Origin of the sequence: Streptomyces sp. LS1784 (assembly GCF_020103755.1) — a bacterium.
GTDB lineage: Bacteria > Actinomycetota > Actinomycetes > Streptomycetales > Streptomycetaceae > Kitasatospora.
On sequence record NZ_JAHSQD010000500.1, the window covers coordinates 1 to 6,132 of the forward strand.

Below are 6,132 nucleotides of genomic sequence, written 5' to 3' on the forward strand. Positions count from 1 at the left end.
CGCGGTGCCGCAGCCGCCGGCGGCCTGGGCCGCCTCGGCGACGTCCGCGCGGTGGCGCGGCAGGGTGGCCTCGCCGGCGCCCTCGACCTCGAAGCCGGCGTCCTTGATCATGTCGAGGTCGGCCTGCCCGGCCTGGCCCTCGCTGGTCAGGTAGTCGCCGAGGAAGATGGAGTTGGCGATGTGCAGGCCGAGCGGCTGCATCGAGCGCAGGTGCACCTCGCGCCCGCCCGCGATCCGCACCTCGGTGTCCGGGTTGACGAAGCGGACCATCGCCAGGATGCGCAGGCAGCGCTGCGGGGTGAGGTTCCACTCCTGGGCGAGCGGGGTGCCCTCGAACGGGATCAGGAAGTTGACCGGGACGGAGTCCGAACCCAGCTCGCGCAGCGCGAAGACGACGTCGACCAGGTCCTCGTCGCTCTCGCCCATGCCGGCGATCAGGCCGGAGCAGGCGGACAGGCCCGCGCCGTGCGCCTTCTGCACGGTGTCCACCCGGTCCGCGTAGGTGTGGGTGGTGGCGATGTCGCCGTAGGTGCCCTCGGAGGTGTTGAGGTTGTGGTTGTAGGCGTCGGCGCCCGCCGCCTTGAGCCGCTCCGCCTGGTTGTCGGAGAGCAGGCCGAGGCAGACGCAGATCTCGACCTCGGGGTCCGCGTCCTTGATGGCGGCCATGGTGTCGGTGACCCGGTCGATGTCGCGGTCCGTCGGGCCGCGGCCGCTGGCGACCAGGCAGACCCGCTTGGCGCCGCCGGCCACCCCGGCACGGGCGGCCTCGGCGGCCTGGTCCGGCTTGAGCCAGGTGTACTTGAGGATCTCGGCCTTGGACCCGAGCCGCTGCGAGCAGTACGAGCAGTCCTCCGGGCAGAGCCCGCTCTTCAGGTTCACCAGGTAGTTGAGCTTGACCCGGCGGCCGAACCAGCGGCGGCGCACCTTGCCGGCCGCGGCGACCACGTCGAGCAGCTCGTCGTCGGTGGTGGCGAGGACGGCCAGGGCCTCCTCGCGGGTCGGGACTTCGCCGCGCAGGCCCTTGGCGGTGAGGGTATCGAGCAGATCCATGGGGCGATCCTGCCTGGTCGTGATCGAGCGGCGCCAGAGCAAACCCGCCAGAAGATCGGTGTGAGGATGTGCCGATTGCCACAGTGTCGAAGGTCACGGCTCCGCCGCTGGTCACGCGCTTGACGCGGGGCCGGGCCGCCGGTTACCGACGGGTAGCGGCCGACCCCGGCAACCGGTGATCCACAACCCCCGACCCCGTGATCCACGCCACCCGGGGGGTGCTTAGAATCTGCGCCATGACCACGCAGGGGGAGCGCACCCCGACTCCGGGAGAAAGCCGGGAAGGCCGGGCAGGGCAGCGGGTCGGCGGGGGCGCCGACGCCGACGGGGGGAAGGAGCGCAGGCGGGGCCGTAGACTGACGGGCCGTCGCGCGGCCGGCTGGATCGTCGTGGTCGGAGTGGTCGCGGCCGGCGGATGGATCATCACCCGCCCGATGCCCGGCGACTACATACCCGGGCTCGGCCCGTCCACCAAGGACGCGTCCGGAACGCCGCGCGTGGTGGGCTCCCCGCCGCCGCTCACCGACCCCGAGGCCCTCAACGTCGACAACATCTTCCCCGCCCAACGACCGGTCGAGGTCGGCACCTTCAAGGCGCGGCGCAACGGCGTCCGGCAGGGCGAGAACTGCGTCGAGGTGCTCCAGGACCGCACCCAGGACCCGCTGAAGGACACCGGCTGCCAGGGCTACCTGACCGTCAGCTTCACCGGCCAGGACCGCCCGGTGCTCAGCAGTGTCACCTTGCTGCGCTTCCCCGACCAGCCCTCCGCCGCCAAGGCCGCCGACGCCCTGCGGGCCAAGCCCGGCGCGGTCGCCTTCATCCTCGCCGACGCCTCCACCGCCCCCACGCAGCCCCCCGGCGGCGTCAAGCCGGGCGGCGAGCCGCGGATCGAGGTGGTCGGGCACTACGTGACGGTCGCCAGTTCACGCCCGGGCGACGGCCGCCCGGCGGCCTCCACCGCGAGCGGCACCGGGACGCCGGCCGTGCCGGCCCCGACGTCCACCGGCACGGGGCCCAGCACCGAACAGACCCTGGACGAGGCCACCCGGGCGCTCTCCTACGCGGCGGGCTCGCCGTTCGTCTGGATCTGACGACCCCGTGGCGGCGCCGTGGCGGTGCTGTGGCTTCGACGCCTCCCCCGGACGCGTCGGATCCCCCCGGAGGCCTTGCTCCCGGGGGGATCCGACGGACCGTGGGCTCCGGCTCAGCCGCCGAGCCGGTCCACCGAGGTCACCCGCAGCACCGCCCGGCCCTCCTCGTCCGAGCCGTACAGGTCGACCTCGGCGCTGATGCCCCAGTCGTGGTCGCCCTCCGGGTCGTCGAAGATCTGCCGGACGCGCCAGGCGGAGTCCTCCTCCTCGATGATCAGCATCTTCGGGCCGCGCGCGTCCGGGCCGGTGCCGAGGTCGTCGTACTCCTCCCAGTACCCGTCCATGGCGTCCGCCCAGCGGTCCGCGTCCCAGCCGTACTCGCCGTCCAGCTCGCCGAGCTCCTCGTAGTGCTCCAGCGCGCACAGCTCGACCCGGCGGAACATCTCGTTGCGCACCAGGACGCGGAAGGCGCGGGCGTTGGCCGTGACCGGCGCAGGCTTGTCGTCCAGCCGCACCTCGGCGGCCTGCGGCTCGGTCGGGTTGGCCAGCTGCTCCCACTCGTCCAGCAGGCTGGAGTCGACCTGGCGGACCAGCTCGCCGAGCCAGGCGATGACGTCCTTGAGGTCGTCGGTCTTCACGTCCTCGGGGACGGTCTGCTCCAGCGCCTTGAACGCGCCGGCCAGGTAGCGCAGCACGATGCCCTCGGTACGGGCCAGCTCGTAGAAGCCGACGTAGTCCGAGAAGGTCATGGCCCGCTCGTACAGGTCGCGGACCACCGACTTCGGCTGCAGCCGGTGGTCACCGATCCACGGGTGCGCCCGGCGGTACACCTCGTAGGCGTGGGTGAGCAGCTCCTCCAGCGGCTTCGGGTAGGTGATCTCCTGGAGCCGCTCCATCCGCTCCTCGTACTCGATGCCGTCCCGCTTCATCTCGCCGACGGCCTCGCCGCGCGCCTTGTTCTGCTGCGAGGCGAGGATCTGGCGCGGGTCGTCGAGGGTCGCCTCGACGACCGAGACCACGTCCATCGCGTACGAGGGCGAGGCCGGGTCGAGCAGCTCGAAGGCGGCCAGCGCGAAGGTGGACAACGGCTGGTTGAGCGCGAAGTTCTCCTGGAGGTCCAGGGTGAGCCGGACGATCCGGCCCTCGGCGTCCGGCTCCGGCAGCCGCTCCACCACGCTGCCCTCCAGCAGCGAGCGGTAGATGGCGATCGCGGTGCGGATGTGCCGGCGCTGCGCGGCCTTGTCCTCGTGGTTGTCGGTCAGCAGCTTGCGCATCGCCTCGAAGGCGTTGCCCGGGCGGCCGATCACCGACAGCAGCATCGCGTGGCTCACCTTGAACCGGGAGACCAGCGGCTCCGGGTCGGCGGCGATCAGCTTGTCGAAGGTCTCCTCGGTCCAGCCGACGAAGCCCTCCGGGGCCTTCTTGCGCACCACCTTGCGCTTCTTCTTCGGGTCGTCCCCGGCCTTGGCGATCGCCTTGTCGTTCTCGATCACGTGCTCCGGCGCCTGCGCCACCACCTGGCCGACGGTGTCGAAGCCGGCCCGGCCGGCCCGGCCGGCGATCTGGTGGAACTCGCGGGCGCGCAGGATGCGCACCCGGGTGCCGTCGTACTTGGACAGGGCCGTGAACAGCACCGTGCGGATCGGCACATTGACACCGACGCCGAGCGTGTCGGTGCCGCAGATGACCTTCAACAGGCCCGCCTGGGCGAGCCGTTCCACCAGCCGGCGGTACTTCGGCAGCATGCCCGCGTGGTGCACGCCGATGCCGTGGCGCACGTAGCGGGACAGGTTGCGGCCGAACTTGGTGGTGAAGCGGAAGTTGCCGATCAGGTCGGCGATGGCCTCCTTCTCCGCCTTCGAGCACATGTTGATGCTCATCAGCGACTGGGCCCGCTCCACCGCCTCCTTCTGGGTGAAGTGCACGACGTAGACCGGCGCCTGGCCGGTCTGCAGCAACTCCTCCAGGGTGTCGTGCAGCGAGGTGCGCCGGTACTCGTAGAACAGCGGCACCGGGCGGGTCGCGTTGCGCACCACCGTGGTCGGCCGGCCGGTGCGGCGGGTCAGGTCCTCCTCGAAGCGGCGGACGTCGCCGAGCGTCGCGGACATCAGCAGGAACTGCGCCTGCGGCAGCTCCAGCAGCGGGATCTGCCAGGCCCAGCCGCGGTCCTGCTCGGCGTAGAAGTGGAACTCGTCCATGACGACCTGGCCGATGTCCGCCCGGGTGCCGTCGCGCAGCGCGATCTGGGCGAGCACCTCGGCGGTGCAGCAGATGATCGGCGCGGTCGGGTTCACGCTCGCGTCGCCGGTCATCATGCCGACCTGCTCGGTGCCGAACATCTTCACCAGGTCGAAGAACTTCTCCGAGACCAGGGCCTTGATCGGGGCGGTGTAGAAGGTCCGCTGCCCCTCGGCGAGGGCCGCGAAGTGCGCCCCCGCCGCCACCAGGCTCTTGCCCGACCCGGTCGGCGTCGCCAGGATCACGTTGTTCCCCGACACCAGCTCGATCAGCGCCTCCTCCTGCGCCGGGTACAGCGTGATCCCCCGCTCCTCCGCCCAGGCTGCGAACGTCTCGTACAGCGCGTCGGGGGTGGCGGGCTTCGGCATCAGATCAAGGAGGGTCACGCGGCTATCTTGCCTGCTCGCCGCCACCCCGGGCAAAGCCCGGGGCCGCGGAGGGCGGGTCAGGAGGGCACTAGAACGGTGCGGCAGGTGCCTGAGCGGCCAGCTGCGGAGCGTTCGTGCAGCCCTGGGCGCGGACGGCTTCCTTCGCGGTGCGCAGAGCGGCGTCCATCCGGATCCGGTGGACCTCGGTGGCGGGGGTGTCGGTGGATCCGCGGCTACCGGTGATCGTGATCAGGCGGTACGGGAAGCTGGTGGGCCGCCCGTCCGCCTCCACGTACTCGCAGTGGAGCAGCAGCTGCACCGTGCCCTCGTGGAACAGCCAGCCCTGGGCCGCCGGGCCGAAGTCCAGCGACGCGGGGACGACCGGCTGCCAGCCGGCCGCCTCCGCCTTGGTCTTCGCCTGCCGGAACTTCTCGTCGCGCCGACTGGTACTGATGTCGGCGAGCACCTCGGAGGTGCCGCCGCGCTTGCGGGTGACGGTGCAGGAAGGGGCGAGGGAACGGATGTCGAGGTCGCCGAACGACACCTTGGTCTGCCGGACGGAGGCCCCGTTGCCCCTGCCGGTCAGCGCGGCCAGGTCGTCGTGCGTGAACGCGTTCCAGCAGGCGCTCTGCGGGACGTCGGCGGGCGGTGCCGACCGGTTCCAATACCAGAGCCCGCCGCCGGCGACGACCACCGCCGCACCGATGGCGATCGGCAGGACACGGCGTCGGCGCGGGCGCTCAGCCATCGGCCTTCTCCTTCGGCAGCTCGGGCACGGTGGGGGCCGCGGTGGGCAGCTGCACCTGGTTGGTGCACTGGTACTCGGCAGCGGCGACCCGGGCGATCTTCAACGCGGCAACGGCGTACGCCTGGCGGGCCTTGGCCGGCGAGGCGCCGTCGACCGTGTCGCCGCCGACGTCGACGCGGACGTACGGCGGGGCCTTGGCGTCGAGGCCGCCTTTGGAAGGGACCTGGAAGTCGCAACGGACGTAGAGCCGGACCAGGTGATCTCGGTCGTCGCTGGCCAGGCCCACGGCACCCGGACCGAAGTCCAGGTCGGCGACGGCGTGATGCAGGTTGGCGTCCGTGGCACGGTCGGCGTCGATCCCGTCCCGGGCGGGGAGGATCAGAACGTCCAGGAGAGACCTGCCGTAGCCGTCGTCCGGGCGCCAGCCGACGCGGCAGGTGTAGCTGCGGAGGCTCGGCTCGGTCGGCGTGGTCGGTGTCTCGATCCGGGCCGCAGGTGCGTTCTCGTACGCCTTCCCGTACTGCCCGGCCAGCGGCTTCAGGTCGTCCTTCGACAGCGCGGACCAGCAGGCGCTCTGCGGGATCTCCAACGACCGCCACGGCTGCCAGGCCCACAGCCCGCCGCCTACGGCGGCGGC

The 6,132-nt window shown here is 71.8% G+C and carries 5 protein-coding genes; 1 reads left to right on the forward strand and 4 read right to left on the reverse strand.

Annotated features, from left to right (window positions below; translation table 11 throughout):
- A partial coding sequence (gene bioB / locus KS423_RS35905; protein ID WP_224283935.1) for a biotin synthase BioB occupies positions 1-1,050 on the reverse strand: 1,050 nt, incomplete at its 3' end.
- 236 nt (positions 1,051-1,286) lie between these two features.
- Between bioB and KS423_RS35910 the strand changes: the two genes are divergently transcribed.
- On the forward strand, positions 1,287-2,141 hold the full coding sequence (locus KS423_RS35910) for a hypothetical protein (RefSeq protein WP_224283936.1): 855 nt from the start codon (positions 1,287-1,289) through the stop codon (positions 2,139-2,141).
- 113 nt (positions 2,142-2,254) lie between these two features.
- Here KS423_RS35910 and KS423_RS35915 read toward each other — a convergent pair whose 3' ends face one another.
- The 3 genes from KS423_RS35915 to KS423_RS35925 all read right to left on the reverse strand — a co-directional run.
- Positions 2,255-4,747, reverse strand: a complete 2,493-nt coding sequence (locus KS423_RS35915) for a DEAD/DEAH box helicase (RefSeq protein ID WP_263455596.1) — start codon at positions 4,745-4,747, stop codon at positions 2,255-2,257.
- 88 nt (positions 4,748-4,835) lie between these two features.
- On the reverse strand, positions 4,836-5,495 hold the full coding sequence (locus KS423_RS35920) for a hypothetical protein (protein ID WP_224283938.1): 660 nt from the start codon (positions 5,493-5,495) through the stop codon (positions 4,836-4,838).
- On the reverse strand, positions 5,488-6,132 hold a 645-nt coding region (locus KS423_RS35925), incomplete at its 5' end, for a hypothetical protein (RefSeq protein ID WP_224283939.1). The genes KS423_RS35925 and KS423_RS35920, both read right to left, overlap by 8 nt.